The sequence below is a fragment of the Shinella sp. OV683 genome (assembly GCF_057787725.1).
The window spans coordinates 4,689,458-4,708,027 of record NZ_CM173543.1 but is presented as its reverse complement, the minus strand read 5'-3'; the positions used below and the strand labels follow the sequence as shown (position 1 = coordinate 4,708,027).

The 18,570-nt window shown below is 59.6% G+C and carries 19 protein-coding genes and 1 pseudogene; 6 read left to right on the top strand and 14 right to left on the bottom strand.

Features of this window, described 5'->3' with window-relative positions; translation table 11 throughout:
- Window positions 1-3 precede the first annotated feature (3 nt).
- From ACXHRN_RS22765 to ACXHRN_RS22740, 6 genes are all read right to left on the bottom strand, one after another.
- Window positions 4-573 carry a helix-turn-helix domain-containing protein gene (locus tag ACXHRN_RS22765; protein ID WP_488638561.1) on the bottom strand — a complete coding sequence of 190 codons (570 nt, stop codon included), beginning with the start codon at window positions 571-573 and terminating at the stop codon, window positions 4-6.
- Between the two features lie 55 nt (window positions 574-628).
- Entirely contained in the window at window positions 629-1,168 is a 540-nt protein-coding gene (locus ACXHRN_RS22760; protein ID WP_488638560.1) for a glutathione peroxidase, read from the bottom strand.
- A 96-nt stretch (window positions 1,169-1,264) separates the two neighbouring features.
- Window positions 1,265-2,080: a pyrroline-5-carboxylate reductase gene (locus ACXHRN_RS22755; RefSeq protein ID WP_488638559.1), complete on the bottom strand. Its 816-nt coding sequence runs from the start codon at window positions 2,078-2,080 to the stop codon at window positions 1,265-1,267.
- A gap of 49 nt (window positions 2,081-2,129) precedes the next feature.
- Complete coding sequence (locus ACXHRN_RS22750; RefSeq protein ID WP_488638558.1) at window positions 2,130-3,392, bottom strand: MgtC/SapB family protein; 1,263 nt, start codon at window positions 3,390-3,392, stop codon at window positions 2,130-2,132.
- Window positions 3,393-3,464: 72 nt separating this feature from the next.
- Window positions 3,465-4,343, bottom strand: coding sequence for a LysR family transcriptional regulator (locus tag ACXHRN_RS22745; protein WP_488638557.1), 879 nt, complete (start codon window positions 4,341-4,343; stop codon window positions 3,465-3,467).
- 219 nt (window positions 4,344-4,562) lie between these two features.
- A complete protein-coding gene (locus ACXHRN_RS22740; RefSeq protein ID WP_488638556.1) occupies window positions 4,563-4,859 on the bottom strand; it encodes a putative quinol monooxygenase in 297 nt (98 codons plus the stop codon).
- Between the two features lie 124 nt (window positions 4,860-4,983).
- On the opposite strand from ACXHRN_RS22740, the gene ACXHRN_RS22735 reads away from it, so the two are divergent.
- The 3 genes from ACXHRN_RS22735 (at window position 4,984) to ACXHRN_RS22725 (ending at window position 8,772) form a co-directional block, all read left to right on the top strand.
- On the top strand, window positions 4,984-6,480 hold the full coding sequence (locus tag ACXHRN_RS22735) for a CoA-acylating methylmalonate-semialdehyde dehydrogenase (RefSeq protein WP_488638555.1): 1,497 nt from the start codon (window positions 4,984-4,986) through the stop codon (window positions 6,478-6,480).
- A gap of 158 nt (window positions 6,481-6,638) precedes the next feature.
- Window positions 6,639-7,724 (top strand): YjgN family protein, encoded by a 1,086-nt coding sequence (locus ACXHRN_RS22730; RefSeq protein WP_488638554.1) that lies wholly within the window; start codon window positions 6,639-6,641, stop codon window positions 7,722-7,724.
- Complete coding sequence (locus ACXHRN_RS22725; protein ID WP_488638553.1) at window positions 7,714-8,772, top strand: M48 family metallopeptidase; 1,059 nt, start codon at window positions 7,714-7,716, stop codon at window positions 8,770-8,772. Before ACXHRN_RS22730 ends, ACXHRN_RS22725 begins: the two co-directional genes overlap by 11 nt.
- 5 nt (window positions 8,773-8,777) lie before the next feature.
- Here ACXHRN_RS22725 and ACXHRN_RS22720 read toward each other — a convergent pair whose 3' ends face one another.
- Window positions 8,778-9,803 carry an extracellular solute-binding protein gene (locus tag ACXHRN_RS22720; protein WP_488638552.1) on the bottom strand — a complete coding sequence of 342 codons (1,026 nt, stop codon included), beginning with the start codon at window positions 9,801-9,803 and terminating at the stop codon, window positions 8,778-8,780.
- 202 nt (window positions 9,804-10,005) lie between these two features.
- Here ACXHRN_RS22720 and rirA point away from each other — a divergent pair, with 202 nt between their 5' ends.
- Both rirA and ACXHRN_RS22710 read left to right on the top strand, forming a co-directional pair.
- A complete protein-coding gene (gene rirA, locus ACXHRN_RS22715) occupies window positions 10,006-10,464 on the top strand; it encodes an iron-responsive transcriptional regulator RirA (RefSeq protein ID WP_488638551.1) in 459 nt (152 codons plus the stop codon).
- Window positions 10,465-10,612: 148 nt separating this feature from the next.
- Window positions 10,613-11,539 (top strand): carbohydrate kinase family protein, encoded by a 927-nt coding sequence (locus ACXHRN_RS22710; RefSeq protein ID WP_488638550.1) that lies wholly within the window; start codon window positions 10,613-10,615, stop codon window positions 11,537-11,539.
- Here the strand turns inward: ACXHRN_RS22710 and ACXHRN_RS22705 are convergent.
- Window positions 11,536-12,192, bottom strand: coding sequence for a glutathione S-transferase (locus ACXHRN_RS22705; protein ID WP_488638549.1), 657 nt, complete (start codon window positions 12,190-12,192; stop codon window positions 11,536-11,538). The genes ACXHRN_RS22710 and ACXHRN_RS22705 overlap by 4 nt on opposite strands.
- Before the next feature lie 108 nt (window positions 12,193-12,300).
- On the opposite strand from ACXHRN_RS22705, the gene ACXHRN_RS22700 reads away from it, so the two are divergent.
- On the top strand, window positions 12,301-13,515 hold the full coding sequence (locus tag ACXHRN_RS22700) for a polyhydroxyalkanoate depolymerase (RefSeq protein WP_488641991.1): 1,215 nt from the start codon (window positions 12,301-12,303) through the stop codon (window positions 13,513-13,515).
- 3 nt (window positions 13,516-13,518) lie between these two features.
- Here ACXHRN_RS22700 and ACXHRN_RS22695 read toward each other — a convergent pair whose 3' ends face one another.
- The 6 genes and pseudogenes from ACXHRN_RS22695 to ACXHRN_RS22670 all read right to left on the bottom strand — a co-directional run bounded on the left by ACXHRN_RS22695 (window position 13,519) and on the right by ACXHRN_RS22670 (window position 18,504).
- On the bottom strand, window positions 13,519-13,941 hold the full coding sequence (locus ACXHRN_RS22695) for a hypothetical protein (protein ID WP_488638548.1): 423 nt from the start codon (window positions 13,939-13,941) through the stop codon (window positions 13,519-13,521).
- A complete protein-coding gene (locus ACXHRN_RS22690) occupies window positions 13,934-14,197 on the bottom strand; it encodes a type II toxin-antitoxin system prevent-host-death family antitoxin (RefSeq protein ID WP_488638547.1) in 264 nt (87 codons plus the stop codon). Before ACXHRN_RS22690 ends, ACXHRN_RS22695 begins: the two co-directional genes overlap by 8 nt.
- A 67-nt stretch (window positions 14,198-14,264) precedes the next feature.
- Window positions 14,265-15,887, bottom strand: a complete 1,623-nt coding sequence (gene pgi, locus ACXHRN_RS22685; protein WP_488638546.1) for a glucose-6-phosphate isomerase — start codon at window positions 15,885-15,887, stop codon at window positions 14,265-14,267.
- Between the two features lie 62 nt (window positions 15,888-15,949).
- Window positions 15,950-16,663, bottom strand: a pseudogene (locus tag ACXHRN_RS22680) (transporter associated domain-containing protein); the annotation flags it as partial.
- Between the two features lie 136 nt (window positions 16,664-16,799).
- On the bottom strand, window positions 16,800-17,921 hold the full coding sequence (aroB, locus tag ACXHRN_RS22675; protein ID WP_488638545.1) for a 3-dehydroquinate synthase: 1,122 nt from the start codon (window positions 17,919-17,921) through the stop codon (window positions 16,800-16,802).
- Window positions 17,914-18,504, bottom strand: a complete 591-nt coding sequence (locus ACXHRN_RS22670) for a shikimate kinase (RefSeq protein WP_488638544.1) — start codon at window positions 18,502-18,504, stop codon at window positions 17,914-17,916. Before ACXHRN_RS22670 ends, aroB begins: the two co-directional genes overlap by 8 nt.
- Window positions 18,505-18,570: the final 66 nt, after the last annotated feature.

Below are 18,570 nucleotides of genomic sequence, written 5' to 3'. Positions count from 1 at the left end.
GTTTCAAACCATGAAAAGGAAATATTTGGCGGGAAGGGCGCCGGTCACGAATTCGCTTCGGCCGAACAACTGGTAGCGCAGGCAATCGCCCGGCTTGAGTTCGTGCTGCCGGCCTTCGACTGTGACGGCCAGCGCACCTTCGGTGAGGATGATATGATGCTCGAGCCCGGGGCGCGGCGGCTGCTCATAGACGATTTCCGTCCCGGGTTCGAGCCGGCATTCCACCGCCTCTGCGGCCAGCATCTGCGACGGTGGCGACACCGAGCGCCGGACAAAGCCAGTCTTCGGATCGGTCCAGACTGGCTGGGCGTTCCGCTCGATGAAGGGCGAAAAATCATTTTCGGCAAGCCGGATCAGCCGAGACAGCGTCATGCCATAGGCCGCGCATAGCCGCCCGAGCACGGCTGCCGTGGCGCTGACCTCGGCATTTTCCAGCCTCGACAGCGTCGCACGACTGACAGTGCTGCGTTTGGCAAGCTCGTCCAGTGACCAGCCCCGCTCGGCGCGCAACGCCTTGAGGCGTTGGGCGATCTGTCGGTCGATAGCGGAGTCGTCGGTAACTAGATTTTCCATATACGAGAAATATTCTCAAATATGGAAATATGTCAAGCCGGCAAGCGTGACGAAATCAGGCCAGGGCTTTCTCGATATCGGCGGCGATCACCGGATCGGTCACCGTCATGTTGGGCGAATAGCGGCCGATGACCTTGCCGTCGCGCGAGATCAGGAACTTTTCGAAATTCCACAGCACGTCGGACGGGCTGCCCGTGGCGATGCCGTTTTCCTCGAGTCGCTTGCGGAAGCCTTCGGTGCCCACAGCTTCAGGCTTGGCTTCAGTCAATGCGCGGTAGAGCGGATGCGTGTCCTCACCTTTGACGGACACTTTGCCGAACATCGGGAAGGTGACGTCATAGGTGAGCGTGCAGAATGCGGCGATATCCTCGTTGCTGTCCGGTTCCTGCTCCTTGAAATTATTGGCGGGGAAGCCGAGGATTTCGAGCCCATCGTCCTTCTTGTCGCGATAGAGCGCTTCCAGCCCTTCATATTGCTTGGTCAGTCCGCATTTCGAGGCGGTGTTGACCACCAGCAGCACCTTGCCGGCATAGTCGCCAAGCGTGGCTGATGTGCCATCGATGCGGGACAGGGGAATGGATTGGATGTCGGTCATGCGAAGCTCCGGGGAATGATTATCAAGGAGAGATAGGAAGGGGCGGCGGCGATGGGAAGATGTGCGATGCAAGGCTTGGCGCTGCAATTGGTCGCATCAATTTTCGACGCCGCCTCTGATGCGGCGGTGAATACGATCGAGACTTGCGGACATCGTATCGAAGATGCCTGCGTCCATGAGTTCGCGCAGCACCTGTTCGTTGACGCCGCCACGCGTCGCATATTCCTGCGCCAGTTGCGTAAAATCACTCTCCTGATCAATTTCGGGTGCGATCGCCAGCGCCTTGTAGATGCCGGTGACGTAATCGCGCGCCTTTGGCTCGGCCACCCCATGAGCGGCCACCCAACTGGTGACCGTATCCAGATACTTGAAATAGGTCGCAAACGTTGTGGTGACCACGCTGAGCGCATCGAACTCGGCGGCATCCTCGACTGCAACGACCTTGCCAAGCCGGCTAAAGATCTCCGCCGTCACCGGGTCAGGCGGATAGACGATCGTCGGTGCCTGCCGCTGGGCAACCATCGGCATCGGCAGCGCCTTGATCACCTGCCGGGCCGGCGTGGTAAAGCTGGCGATGTCCTCGCGCGAAATCGTGGCGATGAGACTGATGACGAGATGATCGGCGCGGAACTTGAGTGCGGGCAGGACATCCGCCGCAATCTGCGGCCGAACCCCGAGCATCACGACATCCGAGCCGTCAAGCACCGCCTGATTGTCGGACGCGACACGAACATCGCTGAACTGAGCCGCGAGACTTGCCGCGATCTCCTCATTGCGAGGCGACAGCAGGATGGAAATTGAATTGTCCGTAACGCACTTCAGCCCGGTAACGATCGCGGAAGTGAGGGCGCCGGTGCCGATGAAGCCGATTTTCATGTCGCGATAATCCATTTCATGCCGTACGTCGAACATAGCTTGTGCCTGACGTCGGGCAAGCGCTTGAGCCTCGATTGAGGCTGGCTTATCCGGCCCCAGCGGAACCCGCAAGCGTTGGAACAAGAAAATAAGCCGCCACGCCGGCTGTCGCCGCAGCGACATTTACTCCAGCGAGAGGCAGCGAAAACTCGCGCGGTCCCACGGCTGCTCCACCCAGGAACCGGACAAACGCGTTCGATGCAAGCGCCGCCAGCAAGGCCTCTCCTACAAGATGGTTCGAGAGGCCGCCGCTCAGCCGCAAGACGGACAGGACTGCGACGTCCACATCAACCATGCCGGAAATCGCCGTGGTGACAGCAAGGCCGCTATTTCCGAAATAACGCGAGGAGAGCACACTCACCACCGCCACTACTGCGAATATTACGGCGAACAGGACGAGGGGCTTGATTTCAAACGGATTGCGGACGGTATTTGGGGGCATATCTTCCTCCGACATGCCTCTCAACATCAGCCACCCGCAAAGGCCAAAGACGATGGCAGCAGCAACGGTGGCAGGCCCCGCCGTCAGCAGCGCGAGGGGCGATATTATTGCCGCGAATACGAGTACACGCAGCGTCGAGACCATTGCTGCAAGCGAAGCCGCGCCGGCAAGGCGTCGCCCATTCCCTGGAGTGCGTGCGAGCGAGAGTGTCATCGCCGTCGAGGAGACGAGGGAGCCTGCAAGACAGCCATAGAGAAGGCCACGCGCCGGCCCGAGCGCCTTGGTAGCAATATAGCCGAGGTAGGAGAGCGCGGCCGCGAGTAGGGTGAAGACCCAGATTTCCCGCAGATTGAGCGCGCCCCACGGATCGATTGGTTGGTTGGGCAATAATGGCAGAACAACCGCAGTCATGACCGCCAGGATCAGGGCCGAGCGCACTTCTATCCATGAGAGCCGCTGAAGAAGGCCGTGCAGTATTTCGCGACCTGCAAGCAATGCGGCCAGCGCGGCGCCCGCCGCCGCTGCCGCCGCATGATTGCCTGCGACAGCGAGGCCACCGAGCGCGAAGACAGCTAGCGCGGCAGCAACGCTGGTAAAGGAAAAATCCTCGTCGTGCTCTGCTTCATTCCACTTGAACCAGGCGAAAGCGAAGCTGTATGCGACGAAAGCTAGAGGCAGCAGCCACACATTCGCAGTGGCTTGGCCGAGTGCCGTCACCACGCCGCCCAGCAAGCCACAAATACCGTAGGTGCGGATACCCGCTGTGCGGCTGCCTGCAGGCGCTTCGCGCTCGCGCCAGCCGCGCTCCAGCCCCACCAGCAAGCCTATGGCGAGAGCTAAGCCCAGTCTCAGAATCAGTGGTTCCAATGGCCAACCCTTCTCCAGATAATGTCCCCGTCATAGCGCGTGCCGCTTACGGAGGCGTCAATCGACCTGCGATCACCAGATGCCTCGCGCCTCACGCACGATCTCATGCAGGAAATCTGCAACGATCCGCACCCGCGCCAGATCCCGCGCGCTCTCATGGAAGATCGTCCAGTAGGTGCGTTGAATCGAGGTGGCCGGCATGACGCGGACAAGGTCGTCATATTGGCGGGCGACGTAATTATGGAGGATACCGATGCCGGCGCCGGAACGCACGGCCTCGTTCTGGCCGATGGCCGAGGAGATCTCGAAGCCCGCATCCCAGTTGCGCATCACTTCGCCGGTGAATGCAAGCGATTGCGAGAAGATCAGGTCCTCGACATAGCCAATGCGGCGGTGCGCCTTCAGCGCTTCGGCATCTTCCGGCAGGCCATGCTGATTGGTATAGGCGCGGGATGCATAGAGGCCGAGCGTGTAATCGGTGAGTTTCGACGACACCAGCCGGCCTTGCTCTGGCCGTTCAAGCGTGACCGCGATGTCTGCCTCGCGCTGCGAAAGCGAAAACGAGCGCGGAACCGGCACCAGCTGGATCTTCAGTTCGGGATGCCGCTCGATGAGCCTTCCGAGGCGCGGCGCGAGGAATGAGACGCCGAACCCGTCCGGAGCACCGATCCGCACCGTGCCGGCGATCGCGGTATCGGTGCGGCCGAGATTGGCCTGCGCCGCCAGCATTTCCGTTTCCATCCGCTCGGCGGAGCCGAGAAACACTTCGCCCTCGGCGGTCAATTCGCAGCCATTGGTCCGGCGGATGAACAACCGCGTTTTCAGTGCCTCCTCCAGCGCGGTGACACGGCGGGAAAGCGTCGCATGATTGACGCCCAGCCGCTTGGATGCAGCCAGGATCTGCCCCGTGCGGGCAACGGCGAGGAAAATGCGGATGTCATCCCAGTTCATGGTTGATCCTGTTGTGGTCGGGCTTCACCCCTCACCAAGCGCGTCCAGCAATCGGCTTCGCCTCTTGCGGACTTGCTATCCTCTCCCACAAGGGGAGAGGCAAACCTGCGGCGATGCCACACTTCTACCTCTCCCCTTGTGGGAGAGGATATGAAGGCCGGGCGAGTTTACGAGCCCTTGGCCGTAGTTGGTGAGGGGTGGATCTGGCGTTCCGCATCCTCACTTCCCTCGCATCATCACCGGATCCACATCCACCAGCCTCAGCGAGCGGACCATGTCAGCCGTTCCCACCTTGTATTTCAAGAAATGCGGTGTCAGCAGATGCGCCTCGTAGGCCTGCCGGCTGGCATAGACCTCGAGGATGCGGATCTGCTCGGGCCTGTCCTTTTCCGCCACGGCATGCAGCATCAGCACGCCGGGCTCTCTCTCGACCGATGCCTCGATCTCTTCGGAGAGCAGCGCTCGATAGGCGTCCAGCTGATCCGGATCGATCTCCAGTTCCGCAATTCTGACCATTTTGTCATCCATGATTTGGCGAACCTTACATCAATCCATGCACAACGGATGCTTATCCCAGATCATTGCTTTGTGCAAATTCAAGTGCAATGATCGCTCATCAAAATAAACAGGAGGATCATCCATGCGTCAGATCGGTCATTTCATCGGCGGCAGCCACGTTGCCGGCACGTCCGGCCGCAAGGCCAATGTTTTCAATCCGGCAACCGGCGAAGTCCAGGCTGAAGTCGCGCTTGCCAGCGATGCCGAACTCGATGCAGCGGTACAGAACGCCAAGGCTGCCCAGCCGAAATGGGCTGCCACCAACCCGCAGCGTCGCGCCCGCGTGTTCATGAAGTTCGTCGAACTCCTCAATACCCACATGGGCGAACTCGCTGAAATGCTCTCCAAGGAGCACGGCAAGACCATCGAAGACGCCAAGGGCGACGTGATCCGCGGCCTCGAAGTCTGCGAATTCGTCATCGGCGCCCCACACCTGACCAAGAGTGAATTCACCGAAGGCGCCGGCCCGAACATCGATATGTATTCGATCCGCCAGGCCGTCGGTATCGGCGCGGGCATCACCCCGTTCAACTTTCCCGGCATGATCCCGATGTGGATGTTTGCCCCGGCCATCGCCTGCGGCAATGCGTTCATCCTCAAGCCGTCCGAGCGCGATCCTTCTCTTCCGATCCGTTTGGCCGAGCTGATGATCGAAGCCGGCCTGCCCGCCGGCATCCTCAACGTCGTCAACGGCGACAAGGGTGCGGTCGATGCGATCCTGACGCATCCGGACATCGCCGCCGTCTCCTTCGTCGGCTCGACCCCGATTGCCCGCTATGTCTACGGCACGGCAGCGATGAACGGCAAGCGTGCCCAGTGCTTCGGCGGCGCCAAGAACCACATGATCATCATGCCGGATGCCGACCTCGACCAGGCCGCACAGGCGCTGATCGGCGCGGGCTACGGTTCTGCCGGCGAGCGCTGCATGGCGATCTCCGTTGCGGTTCCAGTTGGCGAAGAAACCGCCAACAAGCTGATTGCCAAGCTGACCCCGATGGTGGAATCGCTGCGCATCGGCCCCTATACCGATGACAAGGCCGATCTCGGCCCGGTCGTCACCAAGGAGGCTCAGGCCCGCATCACCGGCCTGATCAACCGCGGTGTCGAAGAAGGCGCCAAGCTCGTGGTCGACGGTCGCGATTTCAAGCTCCAGGGCTATGAAAATGGCTATTTCGTTGGCGGTTGCCTGTTCGACAACGTCACCCCGGACATGGACATCTACAAGACCGAAATCTTCGGACCGGTCCTGTCGGTCGTTCGCGCCAAGAACTATGAGGAAGCCCTCGACCTGCCGATGAAGCATGAATACGGCAATGGCGTTGCGATCTACACCCGTGATGGCGATGCGGCCCGTGACTTCGCATCGCGCATCAACATCGGCATGGTTGGCGTCAACGTGCCGATCCCGGTGCCGCTCGCCTATCACTCCTTCGGCGGCTGGAAGTCCTCGTCCTTCGGTGACCTCAATCAGCACGGCACGGACGCGATCAAGTTCTGGACCCGCACCAAGACAGTGACCTCGCGTTGGCCATCGGGCATCAAGGATGGCGCCGAGTTCTCCATCCCGACGATGAAGTAAGCATCCACACCCAAAAATAAGAACGGGCCCCTTGCGGGCCCGTTTCAATTTCCGCTTGCAAATCATCGCATCGCCATGCTCATCTCCGGCGACCCGGTTCTGAATAAGAGGGGCCACCGGGCCGTATCTTGAATACGATGCGATGATGAGGGGCATGCATGACGGCGGCAACACTAACAGCCGGCGCGCCGGCAAAGCGTGGCGAGTTTCGCGGCAATGCGGGCGAATATTTTGGTATCTGGATCGTCAATATCCTGCTGACGATCGTCACCTTTGGCATCTATTCCGCGTGGGCTAAGGTGCGTCGCAAGCGCTATTTCTACGGCAACACCTTTCTCGACGGCTATTCCTTTGACTATCACGCCAAGGGAAAGCAGATCTTCATCGGGCGCATCATCGTCTTTGTCGTGCTGGGCATCGTCCAGGTCATCTCGGCGATCTCGCCGATCGCAGCCCTGATCGCGCCGCTGCTGTTTCTTCTGGCGCTGCCATTCTTTATCGTTCGCAGCCTGCGCTTCAATGCGCGCGTGACAAGCTATCGCAACATCCATTTCGATTTCACTGGCAAGTCCTGGGGCGCGTTTACTGCGATCATCCTCGGCAGTCTTGTCGCGACATTCTCGCTTGGCATCCTGGCGCCGCTCGCCAGCCGCTGGGCCAACCGATACATCTTCAACCACTTACACTATGGCGACCGGCCATTTTCGTCCGATCCGCGGCTGAAATCGCTTTATGGCGCCTGGGTGGTGCCAGCGCTGATGGTGGTCATCGGTATCCTCATTGCCGCGGCATTAGGCTGGGTCCTCGCGTGGCCGGCCTTCCGGCAGTTTGCCGAGGGTTACAACGATGGATCAGAACAGCATCAGATGATCATCGGCATTCTGGTGATCTATAGCATCCTCATTCCGCTGATCCTGATCTATGTGCTTTCCGGCTTCGTCTATCGCATCGCCGTTCGCAATGTCGTGCTCAACAGCACCCTGCTCGATGGCAAGCATCTGCTGGTCAGCGATCTCTCCCGCCTTAGAATGCTCTGGATCATGCTTTCCAATACCGTCGTCACCATTGTCACCATCGGCCTCTTGCGCCCATGGGCGGCGGTGCGTGAGCAGCGCTATGTGGTCAGTCGCACCGGCATCGCGCCGCAGGGCGATATGGGCGTGATCATGGCGTCGATCGAAGCGAGCGGCTCGGCATTCAGTTCGGAGTATATGGATATCGAGGGGATGGATTTTGGTTTCTAGTGCCGTCGACATCGCCAGGGGTACATGGCATCCGCCCGGCTCCAACCAGGCAAGCGATGCCGTGCTGCTGGCTCAGGGAGGTACCCTGTCGGTGCGGTTGGTTTCCGGTCAGGCACTGCAGGCGGCAGACGATATCGCCAAGGTCGATGTCTCTGATCGGATCGGCCGCATTCCGCGCCGCCTGCGCTTCGTCAATGGCGGCGCCTTCGTCACCGAGGACAATGACGCCGTCGATATGCTGCTCGCGGCGCATGGCAGCAATCGCACCGGCTGGATTCATGAGATCGAGCGCTTTCATCCGCGGCTTGCCGGATTTGTCGTCCTGGTCTTCCTGCTCGGCGCGCTGATCTATCGCTTCGCCCTGCCGGCGCTGGTGGAGGCCGCCGTCTGGGCGACGCCACCCGCCGTCAGCGACATGATGGCAAGCGGCACGATGGCATCGCTCGACAAAACCATTCTCTCACCCAGCAAGCTGGCACCAGCCGAGCAGAAAGTCATCCAGGACGGGTTCAATCGGCTGGCATCATTCTCCAGCCGTGGCGCTGATGGCTATAAGCTCAATTTCCGCGACGGCGGCTATATCGGCCCGAACGCCTTCGCGCTGCCCGATGGCTCGCTTGTCCTGACCGATCAACTGGTCGAGATGGCGGGCGGCGATACCGAGATGATCCTCGGCGTGCTGGCCCATGAGATCGGCCATGTCGAGAAAAGCCACTCGCTTCGCCAACTCTATCGTGCGGCGGGCACGGCGGGCCTGATCATGCTGATCGCCGGCGATATCGGTTCGGGCGGCGAGGAGATTCTCACCGATGGCGCCGCCCTGCTGACACTCTCCTATTCGCGCGGTGCTGAAAGCGAAGCCGACCGCATCTCGGTCGAACTGATGTCGAAGGCAGGCAATGATCCGACAGCGATCGGCCGCTTCTTCGCGCTGCTCGAAAAGAAGCTTGGTGATCACGGCTCGACCAGCATGCTCTCGACCCATCCGGGCACGCCCGAGCGCCGGCAGGCAATTGAGGATTACGCCAAGGAGTTAAAGGAAAAGTAGACGCCCTAATTTGTGGGTCCGTCGTTGAACTGGACTTTTTCAACAAGGTCGAGCGCCTGCTTGCGCAACGTGCTGACCTGGCTCATCGGCAAATCCGCGGCCTTCCAGGGCCCAAATCCACCCAGGATCTCTGAGGGTTGGGCGCCCGGCAGCACGGGATACTCATTGGTCTCCTGCGAGTAAAGCTCCTGCGCCGGCTTGGCGGCGAGGAATTCCATCAACGCGACGGCATTGTCACGGTTGGGCGCAAATTTTGCCATTGCCATGCCCGATATGCCGACGCTCGTGCCGCGGTCGGCGGCATTCGGGAAAATCACTTTCACCTTGCCCGCAATATTCTTTGAGGCGGGTTCGGCAATCACTGCAGCGAGATATTCCGTGTTGCCGATCGCCAGCGCGCATTCACCCGAAGCGACGGCTTCGACCTGGCTGCCGTCATTTCCCCTGGGCTTGCGGGCGAGATTGGCCTTCAGGCCGGTCAGCCACTTCTCGGTAAAGGTCTCGCCGTGCAGGTCAAGCATCGAGGCAAACAGGCCGATATTGGAGGCATGGCGGCCATCGCGCAGGCAGACCTTGCCTTTCCATTCCGGCTGGGAAAGCTCTTCGTAGGTGATCTTCGTCGCTATGGCGGTCGACACGTAGAACACGCGTGGGCGCAATGTCAGGCCGAACCAATACCCCTCGCTATCCCGATATTTCGCGGGGATCTCGGCATTGAGCTTGGCGTCGGTCAACGCCTGTGTCACGCCGCCCTGTTTGGCTTCGCTGAGGCGGCTGTCATCGACGGTCAGGATCACATCGGCGGGCGAATACTCGCCTTCCGACTGGATGCGCTCAACCAGACCCTGGTCGAGATAGAGCAGATTGGTTTCAATCCCTGTCTGTTTGGTGAAGGCGTCCAGCAGCGGCTGGATGAGCTCAACGGGGCGATTTGAATAGACATTCACCTCGCCTGCCGCCTGCGCCGCGTTGGCAGACAGGATGATAAGGGTGGTAGCGAGGATCGAGGCTTGCTTGGAGCTGGGGCCCATGGGGTTCTTCCCGGACTGGAGTCTTTTAGTAAAGAAAAACCTCTATGATTCATCGCATGTTGCTGTCAATGATCGACGGTGAATTCCCGCGTCCTAAAACATGCCCCGAAAACCTGATTGTAAATTTCTTATTTTTGGAATTGTTCCAAACTGCAGGAGGCTCTATATAAGCCTACTGCATCGAAATCCCGAGGAGCATGGAATGCGGCTGACAAAGCAGACGAACTACGCAGTTCGCATCATGATGTATTGCGCGGCCAATGGCGACAAGCTCAGCCGCATCCCGGAAATTGCGAGAGCGTATAACGTTTCCGAGCTTTTCCTGTTCAAGATCTTGCAGCCGCTGCACAAGGCGGGACTGGTTGAGACCCTGCGTGGCCGCAATGGTGGTGTTCGCCTTGGTCGCGCGGCCGACAAGATCACCCTTCTCGATGTCGTCCGCGTCAGCGAGGAAAGCTTCTCGATGGCGGAATGCTTCGACGACAATGCGACGGATTGTCCGCTGATTGATAGCTGCGGGCTGAATTCCGCGCTTCGCCGCGCGCTCAACGCTTTCTTCGATGTGCTGAGCGAATACACGATCGACGATCTCGTCAAGGCCCGTCCGCAGATCCATTTCCTGCTTGGCCTCGAAATCCCCACCGCGACCGTGGCGGCTTGATCGCCACACATCAACCCGATTACAATCCCCTTCGTTGACAACGCGGTGATGCAGACGATGCTCAGCCCGGAAATATTTTCGGGCCTACTGGCGTTTCGTGCCGCGTTGTATTAAATCGATTGAAAAATCCGCGGGGAGGCATCCGAAAATGATTATCTGCTGTGGCGAAGCCCTGATCGACATGCTGCCGCGGCAGTCAACGCTCGGCGAGGCCGCCTATGCGCCCTATGCCGGCGGCGCCATCTTCAACACCGCCATTGCGCTCGGGCGTCTCGGCATTCCGACGGGTTTCTTCACAGGCCTTTCCAGCGACATGCTGGGCGATGTGTTGCGCGAAACGCTGGCCGCATCGAATGTAGATGCCAGTTTTTGCGCCATATCAGCCCGGCCGACCACCGTCGCCTTCGTCAAACTGGTCAATGGTTCGGCCACCTACGCCTTCTATGACGAAGGCACCGCGGGCCGGATGATCACCACCGATGACCTGCCGGTGCTGAGCGCAGATTGCGAAGCGTTGCATTTCGGTGCGATCAGCCTGATCCCCGATCCCTGCGGCGGCACCTACGAGGCGCTGTTGGCGCGCGAGCACGAAAGCCGCGTCATCTCGCTCGACCCCAATATCCGCCCCGGCTTCATCAAGGACAAGCCTGCCCACCACGCCCGCATCCTGCGGATGGCAGCGCAATCTGACATCATCAAGTTCTCCGACGAAGATCTCGAATGGTTCGACATGCACGGCGATCACGATGCGCTCGCGCAGAAATGGCTCGACATGGGCTGCAAGCTGGTCGTGATCACCAAGGGCGCTGACGGCGCTGACGGCTATACGAAGAACGTCAAGGTCTCGGTTCCGAGCCAGCGTGTCACCGTTGTCGATACGATCGGCGCGGGCGACACATTCGATGCCGGCGTCCTGGCGTCGCTGAAGCGCGACAATCTGCTGACCAAGGCGCAGGTCGCCAATCTCGATGAGAAGGCCGTCCACAACGCGCTGTCGCTGGCGGCCAAGGCGGCGGCGGTCACCGTATCACGCGCCGGCGCCAATCCGCCCTGGGCAAATGAAATCGGGCTCTAAAATTCGACCTCGAGCTCGATGATTTCATCGGCCTCGGTGCGGGCGCCTTCCGTCCATTCCGTGAATAACGGCCAGCTGAGGATCAGATCGCGGTAAGTCGCAAGTTCAGGTTCCAGATCGACGGCATAGGTCTTGAAGCGTGAGCAGACCGGCGCATACATCGCATCCGCCACGGTCGGCTTCTTGCCGAAAAGGTAAGGGCCGCCATAGGCCTCCAGACACTCCGACCAGATCGTGCGGATGCGCTCTATATCCGGTTTGGCCCCGGAGAAGATCTTGAACGTGTCGTGATGCGCCTTGATGTTCATCGGCAGCGCCGAGCGCAGATTGTGAAAGCCGGAATGCATCTCGCCTGAAACCGCGCGACAGTGGGCACGGGCCGCCGCCGCTTTCGGCAGTAGACCTTTTTCGGGCACGATCTCGTTGAGATATTCAGCGATCGCCAGCGTATCCCAGACGACCACTTTGTTATGTGTCAGCCTTGGAACCAGCACCGAAGGCGACAGCAGCAGCAGCTCGCGCCGTGCGCTGGCGTCGTCGATATCGACCGGCTTTTCGACGAATTCCAGACCGGCCATCTTGCAGAGAAGCCAGCCGCGCAGCGACCATGACGAGTAATTCTTCGAGGAAATGGTCAGAGTCGTCTCAGCCATGATCGGGTCTGCCTTACACGTTAAGCTTAAATCACACTATTCGCTGGTCAGGTGATAAAAAATGCACTAGTTTTTTGCATTGCACAATGGGTAATGCGAGACATGATTATGCTCTATCAGGCCTATCAGTTCCAGGATGACCTGGTCGCGCCGTTCCGGTCAATGGCGCGAAGCTGGCTCAACATTTTCGGAACGAGCCTGTGCAACGTCAAGGGATTGATGGGCGGTCAGTATCTCGCCGCGCTGGAGATGATATCCCGCTTCGAGCTCACCCATGTCAGGCCCGATTTCGCCATCGAGAAGGTCATGTCGGGCAATGCCGAAGTCAAGGTGACGCCGGAAGTGGCACTTGCCCTCCCATTCGGCAATCTCCTGCATTTCGCCAAGGATTCGGATGTCCGCCAACCCAAGGTGATGGTGATTGCACCGCTGTCGGGACATTTCTCGACGCTGCTCAGGGGCACGGTCGAGACGCTGCTGCGTGACCACGATGTCTATATCACCGACTGGGCCAATGCCCGCGACGTGCCGGTCGAGGCCGGCAAGTTCGGCGTCGAGGACTACGTCACCTACATCGTCCGGTTCCTTGAGGAGATCGGCCCCGGCGCCCATATCCTTGCGGTCTGTCAGCCCTGCGTCCAGGCGCTGGTTGCCGTTGCCGTCATGTCGGCCGACAATCATCCGGCAACGCCGCGCAGCATGACGCTGATGGCTGGCCCGATCGATCCGCGCGAAAGCCCGACCGAAGTCAATGAATTCGCCGTTTCCAAGTCGCTTGCTTGGTTCGAGCAATCGGTCATCTCGACCGTTCCCCGGCGTTATGCCGGCGGTGGCCGCAAGGTCTACCCCGGCTTCCTGCAGCTGATGGGTTTCATGGCGATGAACATGGAGCGCCACAAGAGCGCCCACCAGAAACTCTACGATCATCTCGCCGCCGGCGAAATCGAGGCCGCCGAAAAGATCAAGACATTCTATGACGAGTATTTCGCCGTGCTGGATCTGACGGAAGAGTTCTATATTGAAACCATCGACCGGATTTTCCACAAGGCCGAACTGGCGACTGGTGATTTCACCTACCACGGCGACAAGGTCGATCCCGGCCTGATCCGCCGTACCGCATTGCTGACCGTCGAGGGCGGTCGCGATGATATCTGCGCGCTCGGCCAGACAGCGGCTGCGCATGATCTGTGTCACTCGCTACGGCCGCATCTCAAGCGCCATCACCTGCAGGCCAATGTCGGCCACTACGGCGTTTTCAACGGCAGGCGCTGGGAAAACGAGATCTATCCGGTGGTGCGGAACCATATATTGGCGATGGAGTAGGTCTCAGAGCGTACGGTCGACACGACCGGTGCCCTCGCGAAATGAGATGTGTAGCTCCTTCCAAACTCTGTTCATAAAAACGCTGCTAAAACGACCCTTTCTACGCTGGCTCGGCTCGAGAAAAAAGGAACGTTCGGCAATATCATAGTTGTATTCGTTAACCGTTATCCAAGCCTGCTTGAAGATGGAAAGCCCGGCACGTTTGATCTCAAGTGCAGGCATTTCGATTGCTCGCTGCCCGGCATACGGTGGCGTACCGGATATGGCAAGAAGCACGAGATGCGTTAGATCCTTGGCTTCATCACGCATCACAAGCGCCAGACAAACGGGTCTGTCTTTCTCGGCGTTCGAACGACCTTCATCCTGTTGCCAGCGCCACAGATAAGGGTAGCGGAGGATATCGCCGTTTTCGAAGCCCTCAGCCATCTTCGCCCTCGAATTTTTCTATTTGGCGCTCAAGTTCCTTTATTATCATGTCAGCGAGTTCGGGGGGGGTCTCCTCGATCGCGTAGGCTCTTCTGGGGTTATCTTGTCCGGACAGTCGTTCAAAGGCTTCTACCGACATTACAACTACGGACGCACGTCCGTGCTTGGTCAGGGTGATAGGAGCACGTTGCGCTTCGTCGTGATACTGACCGAAGTGACGGATGAATTCAGCGGTTGAAATGGTTTTTTTCGACATCGAAGTGGCCTCTCTGTATTTTCTGAATTATACAGAAAATACAGAGACGTTCAAGAGAAGATAAAAATCAGCTTGGCGATCTCAGCGCTGCCACCAATCCCACCGTTGACGAATCCAGCCCCTCCGTACCCTTCTTACCCTGAATGACCGGCAGCAGCCCGGTCGCCAGTTCCTTGCCCAGTTCCACGCCCCACTGGTCGAACGAATTTATGCCATAGAGCACGCCTTCGACGAACACCCGGTGCTCGTAGAGCGCGATCAGCCGGCCGAGCGCAAATGGCGTCAGCTTGTCGTGGACAAAGGTGATCGTCGGACGATTGCCGGTAAAGACGCGATGCGGGGCGATGTGGTCGATCTTCTTGTCGTCCCAGCCCATGCCCTTCAGCTGAGCCTTGGCTTCCTCCAGCGAGCGGCCCTTCAGCAGCGCTTGCGATTGGGCGACGCAGTTCGACATCAAGAGCTCATGCAGATAACGCAGCTCCGGCTCGAAGCCTTGCTTGGCGATCACGAACTCGACCGGAATGATGTCCGTGCCCTGATGCAAAAGCTGGAAGAAGGCGTGCTGGCCGTTGGTGCCTGGCTCTCCCCAGACGACAGGCCCCGAGGAACCGGCCACCGGCGAGCCATCCATCGTCGCGCCCTTGCCGTTGGATTCCATGTCGAGCTGCTGCAGATAGGCCGGAAAGCGGCTGAGCCGCTGGTCATAGGGGATCACAGCGCGCGAGGTCAGGCCGAGCACATTGCGCTGGTAATAGCCGATTAGCCCCAGGAGATAGGGAAGGTTCTTGTTGAGCGGTGCCGAGCGGAAATGGTTATCCATCGCGTGAGCACCATCAAGGAACTTGCCGAAGTCGTCGGCACCGATGGCGATCATCAGCGGCAGGCCGATGGCCGACCAGATGGAATAGCGGCCGCCGACCCAGTCCCAGAAACCGAACACGCGGCTCTGGTCGATGCCGAAGGCCGCAACCTTGTCGAGCGCGGTGGAGACAGCGGCGAAATGATGCTGGACGGCATCCTCGCCGAGCGCCGTGGCGATGAAATCGCGGGCCGTCTTGGCATTGGTCATCGTCTCGATGGTGGTGAAGGTCTTTGAGGCGACGATGAACAGCGACGTCTCGGGATCGAGCAGCTTGATCGTATCGGCGACATGCGCGGCATCAATGTTGGAGACATAGTGCAGCCGTGGGCCATCATGGAACGGCGCGAGCGCCAGCGTCGTCATCACCGGGCCGAGGTCCGAGCCGCCAATACCGATATTGATGACATCGGTGATCTTCTTGCTCGTTGCTCCGGTTGTCCTGCCCGAGCGGATGGATTCCGCGAATTCGCCCATCGCCTTCAGCACGGCGTTGACGTCGGGCATGACATCCTTGCCATCGACCAGCACGGGTGTGTTGGAGCGATTGCGTAGCGCGGTGTGCAGGACGGCCCGGTTTTCGGTGAAATTGATGATCTCGCCGGTAAACATCGCCTCGCGCTTGGTGGCGACGCCAGCCTTTTCGGCGAGTTCCGTGAGCAGGCCGAGGATGGTGTCGTTCACCGCCGTCTTGGAATAATCCATCAGCAGGTCATCAAACCATGCATGGTATTTGTCGAAGCGCTGGGGATCCGCGGCAAAGGCTGCGCGAATGTCGGCGGCACTGGTGGAACGGGCTGCTTCTTTCAGCTTGGCAACGATATCTTGCATGGAAAAATCCCCTGAATTCGTGATGGGAAACTAGCGATTTCAATCGATTTGAGCAAGCGCTCTTACTGTGCCGCGCCACTTTCGGCCGCCGGTCTGATCCGCAACCGTGTAATGCGATTCTTGATCCGTTTCATGACGATGAAGCGTTTTCCATGAAAGGTGAAGGCCTGCCTTTCGTCCGGAATCGAGCGGGATTCATGGATCACCAGCCCCGCGATCGTTGTCGCCTCGCTGTCCGGCAGCGCCCAGCCCATCGCCCGGTTGAGATCGCGTACCGTGACATCACCGTCAACGACGATAGAACCATCGGCCTCCTTGCGGACGCCGGTCAGGCCCACCTCGCGTTCGTCGGATACATCGCCGAGAACATCCTCAAGAATGTCCTGCATCGTCACCATGCCCTGCATCTCGCCATACTCATCGACGACGATGGCGAAATGCGTGTTGCGCTTCAGGAAGGCGCTGAGCTGTTCGCGCAGGCTGGTCGTGTCGGGCACGAACCACGGTCGGTCGGCGATGCGCATGATCTCGAGGGTTTCCGGCGATGCTCCCGGTTCGGCGAGTGCCCGCAGCAGATCCTTTGCATGCAGTACGCCGATGATGTTGTCGGTCGAGCCGCGCCAGACCGGCATGCGGGTGAAGGGACTGTCGAGAATGGTGCGGACGGCAATTTCCGGCTGGTCGTCGGCGTTGATCATCCGCATCTGGGTGCGATGGATCAGGATATCGGCGATTTCCCGCTGGTCGAGTTCAGCCCAGCCGCTGGGCCGGTCGCGCGGGCTGTTTTCACGCTGCGGTGAGGGTGTTCGATCGCTCGGCCCAGCATCGCGCTCGATCCGCCGCCCTTCGCCGGTAAAGCACTCAATCAGCCATGCGAAGATCGATCGGCCGCTCATGTCAGCTCCACTAACTCTACTTCTCGCCCAGCTTTTCCTTGAGAAACGACAAGACTTCCGAAGTCGGCACATCATCGGCGACGAAGGATTGGCCCAGACCGCGCGTCAGGATAAACGTCAGCTTGCCGCTCTTGACCTTTTTGTCCTGGGTAATGGCTTCCAGCAGCACTTCCGCCAGCGGCAGCTCGCCTGGTATCTCGTCCATCGATACCGGCAGGCCGACATCCCGCAGATGCTTCTCCACCCGCTTGCCGAGATCAGGACTCACGAGGTTCATGCGTGCCGAGAACTGATGCGCCAGCACCATGCCGATCGAAACACCTTCGCCATGCACGAGCCGTGAAGAATCGTATTGTGTGGCGGCTTCCAGCGCATGGCCGAATGTGTGGCCGAGATTGAGCAGCGCACGCAGCCCGTTCTCGCGCTCGTCCTTGGCGACCACATCCGCCTTCGCCTGGCAGGAAATGGCGATCGCCTCGATGCGCGATGGGCCACCGGCAAACACGTCCTGCCAGTTCTTTTCCAGCCATTCGAAGAAGTCCGGCTTGTCGATCAGCCCGTATTTGGCGACTTCGGCATAGCCGGCGCGGAACTCGCGCTTGGAAAGCGTGTTCAGCACGTCCGTATCGGCGAGCACCAGATCCGGCTGGTGGAAGACGCCGATCAGGTTCTTGCCGTGGCGCGAATTGATGCCGGTCTTGCCGCCGACCGAGGAATCGACCTGCGCCAGCAGCGATGTCGGGATCTGGATGAAGCGCGTGCCGCGCCGTGCGATGCCGGCTGCAAAGCCGGTGAGATCGCCGATCACGCCGCCGCCCAGCGCGATAACCGCATCGTTGCGTTCGATCTTGGAGGCGAGTATGTGGTCGGTGACCTGCATCAGCGGCTCAAAGCTCTTGGTCTTTTCGCCGGCGGGCAGCACCAACGGATAGACGGAGATATCGGATGCCTTGAGGCTTTCCGTCAAAGCGTCGAGATAGTGCGGTGCCACGTGCTCGTCGGTGATGACGGCCATGCGCTTGCCCTTGAGCCGGCTGGAGATCTCGCGGCCAGCCTCAGCAATCAGTCCGGGGCCGATCTGGATATCGTAGGCGCGATCGCCGAGTTCGACGCGCACCGTCTTCGTCACACTAGTCATCACTTTTCATCTGTTCCAGCGTTGCGGCAAGGGCGGCGATCACCTCGTCTGCCATGACTTCTTTTTTTACGTCGCGCGATTTGACCGTCAGATGCGCCAGCGCATAGGTGGGATATCTCAGGTTCATCAGGTCTTCGAGCGTCTTCTTTGGGTTCTCGGTTTTCAACAGCGGCCGGTTGTCGCGCTTGATCACCCGCTCCCAGAGCGTATCGAGGTCGGCTTCGAGCCAGAGCGATATGCCGGCATCGTCGATAGCCGCCCGCGTCTCCTCATTCATGAAGGCGCCGCCACCGGTCGAAAGCACACGCGGCCCAGTCTTCAGAAGTCGCTTGATAACACGCTGCTCAAGCTTGCGGAATTCAGGCTCGCCATAGGCCTCGAAGAGTTCGGGCACAGTCATTCGCGAGACGCGCTCGATCTCATGGTCGGAATCGATGAAGGGAATACCGAGCCCATGGGCAACCAGCTTGCCGATCGCCGATTTCCCAGCGCCCATCAGACCCACCAAGACAAGGTTGCGCTGGCCGAGTGCCTTTCGGGCCATCTCCACCGTGGAGTCGGCGCCTGGGCTGAACTCCTCCATATATCCCCTTTTCCGGTCAAGCCGCCGGCTCGTTATCGTACGTTCCGTTCCTATGGGAAAAAGAAC

Bases quoted from the DNA above. Each gene is read 5' to 3' on its own strand.
- ACXHRN_RS22745 (WP_488638557.1), bottom strand. From the start codon at position 4,343: ATGAACTGGGATGACATCCGCATTTTCCTCGCCGTTGCCCGCACGGGG.
- rirA (WP_488638551.1), top strand. From the start codon at position 10,006: ATGCGGCTGACAAAGCAGACGAACTACGCAGTTCGCATCATGATGTAT.
- ACXHRN_RS22710 (WP_488638550.1), top strand. From the start codon at position 10,613: ATGATTATCTGCTGTGGCGAAGCCCTGATCGACATGCTGCCGCGGCAG.
- ACXHRN_RS22735 (WP_488638555.1), top strand. From the start codon at position 4,984: ATGCGTCAGATCGGTCATTTCATCGGCGGCAGCCACGTTGCCGGCACG.
- ACXHRN_RS22670 (WP_488638544.1), bottom strand. From the start codon at position 18,504: ATGGAGGAGTTCAGCCCAGGCGCCGACTCCACGGTGGAGATGGCCCGA.
- ACXHRN_RS22755 (WP_488638559.1), bottom strand. From the start codon at position 2,080: ATGTTCGACGTACGGCATGAAATGGATTATCGCGACATGAAAATCGGC.
- ACXHRN_RS22760 (WP_488638560.1), bottom strand. From the start codon at position 1,168: ATGACCGACATCCAATCCATTCCCCTGTCCCGCATCGATGGCACATCA.
- aroB (WP_488638545.1), bottom strand. From the start codon at position 17,921: ATGACTAGTGTGACGAAGACGGTGCGCGTCGAACTCGGCGATCGCGCC.
- ACXHRN_RS22700 (WP_488641991.1), top strand. From the start codon at position 12,301: ATGCTCTATCAGGCCTATCAGTTCCAGGATGACCTGGTCGCGCCGTTC.
- ACXHRN_RS22690 (WP_488638547.1), bottom strand. From the start codon at position 14,197: ATGTCGAAAAAAACCATTTCAACCGCTGAATTCATCCGTCACTTCGGT.
- ACXHRN_RS22720 (WP_488638552.1), bottom strand. From the start codon at position 9,803: ATGGGCCCCAGCTCCAAGCAAGCCTCGATCCTCGCTACCACCCTTATC.
- pgi (WP_488638546.1), bottom strand. From the start codon at position 15,887: ATGCAAGATATCGTTGCCAAGCTGAAAGAAGCAGCCCGTTCCACCAGT.
- ACXHRN_RS22740 (WP_488638556.1), bottom strand. From the start codon at position 4,859: ATGGTCAGAATTGCGGAACTGGAGATCGATCCGGATCAGCTGGACGCC.
- ACXHRN_RS22765 (WP_488638561.1), bottom strand. From the start codon at position 573: ATGGAAAATCTAGTTACCGACGACTCCGCTATCGACCGACAGATCGCC.
- ACXHRN_RS22730 (WP_488638554.1), top strand. From the start codon at position 6,639: ATGACGGCGGCAACACTAACAGCCGGCGCGCCGGCAAAGCGTGGCGAG.
- ACXHRN_RS22695 (WP_488638548.1), bottom strand. From the start codon at position 13,941: ATGGCTGAGGGCTTCGAAAACGGCGATATCCTCCGCTACCCTTATCTG.
- ACXHRN_RS22705 (WP_488638549.1), bottom strand. From the start codon at position 12,192: ATGGCTGAGACGACTCTGACCATTTCCTCGAAGAATTACTCGTCATGG.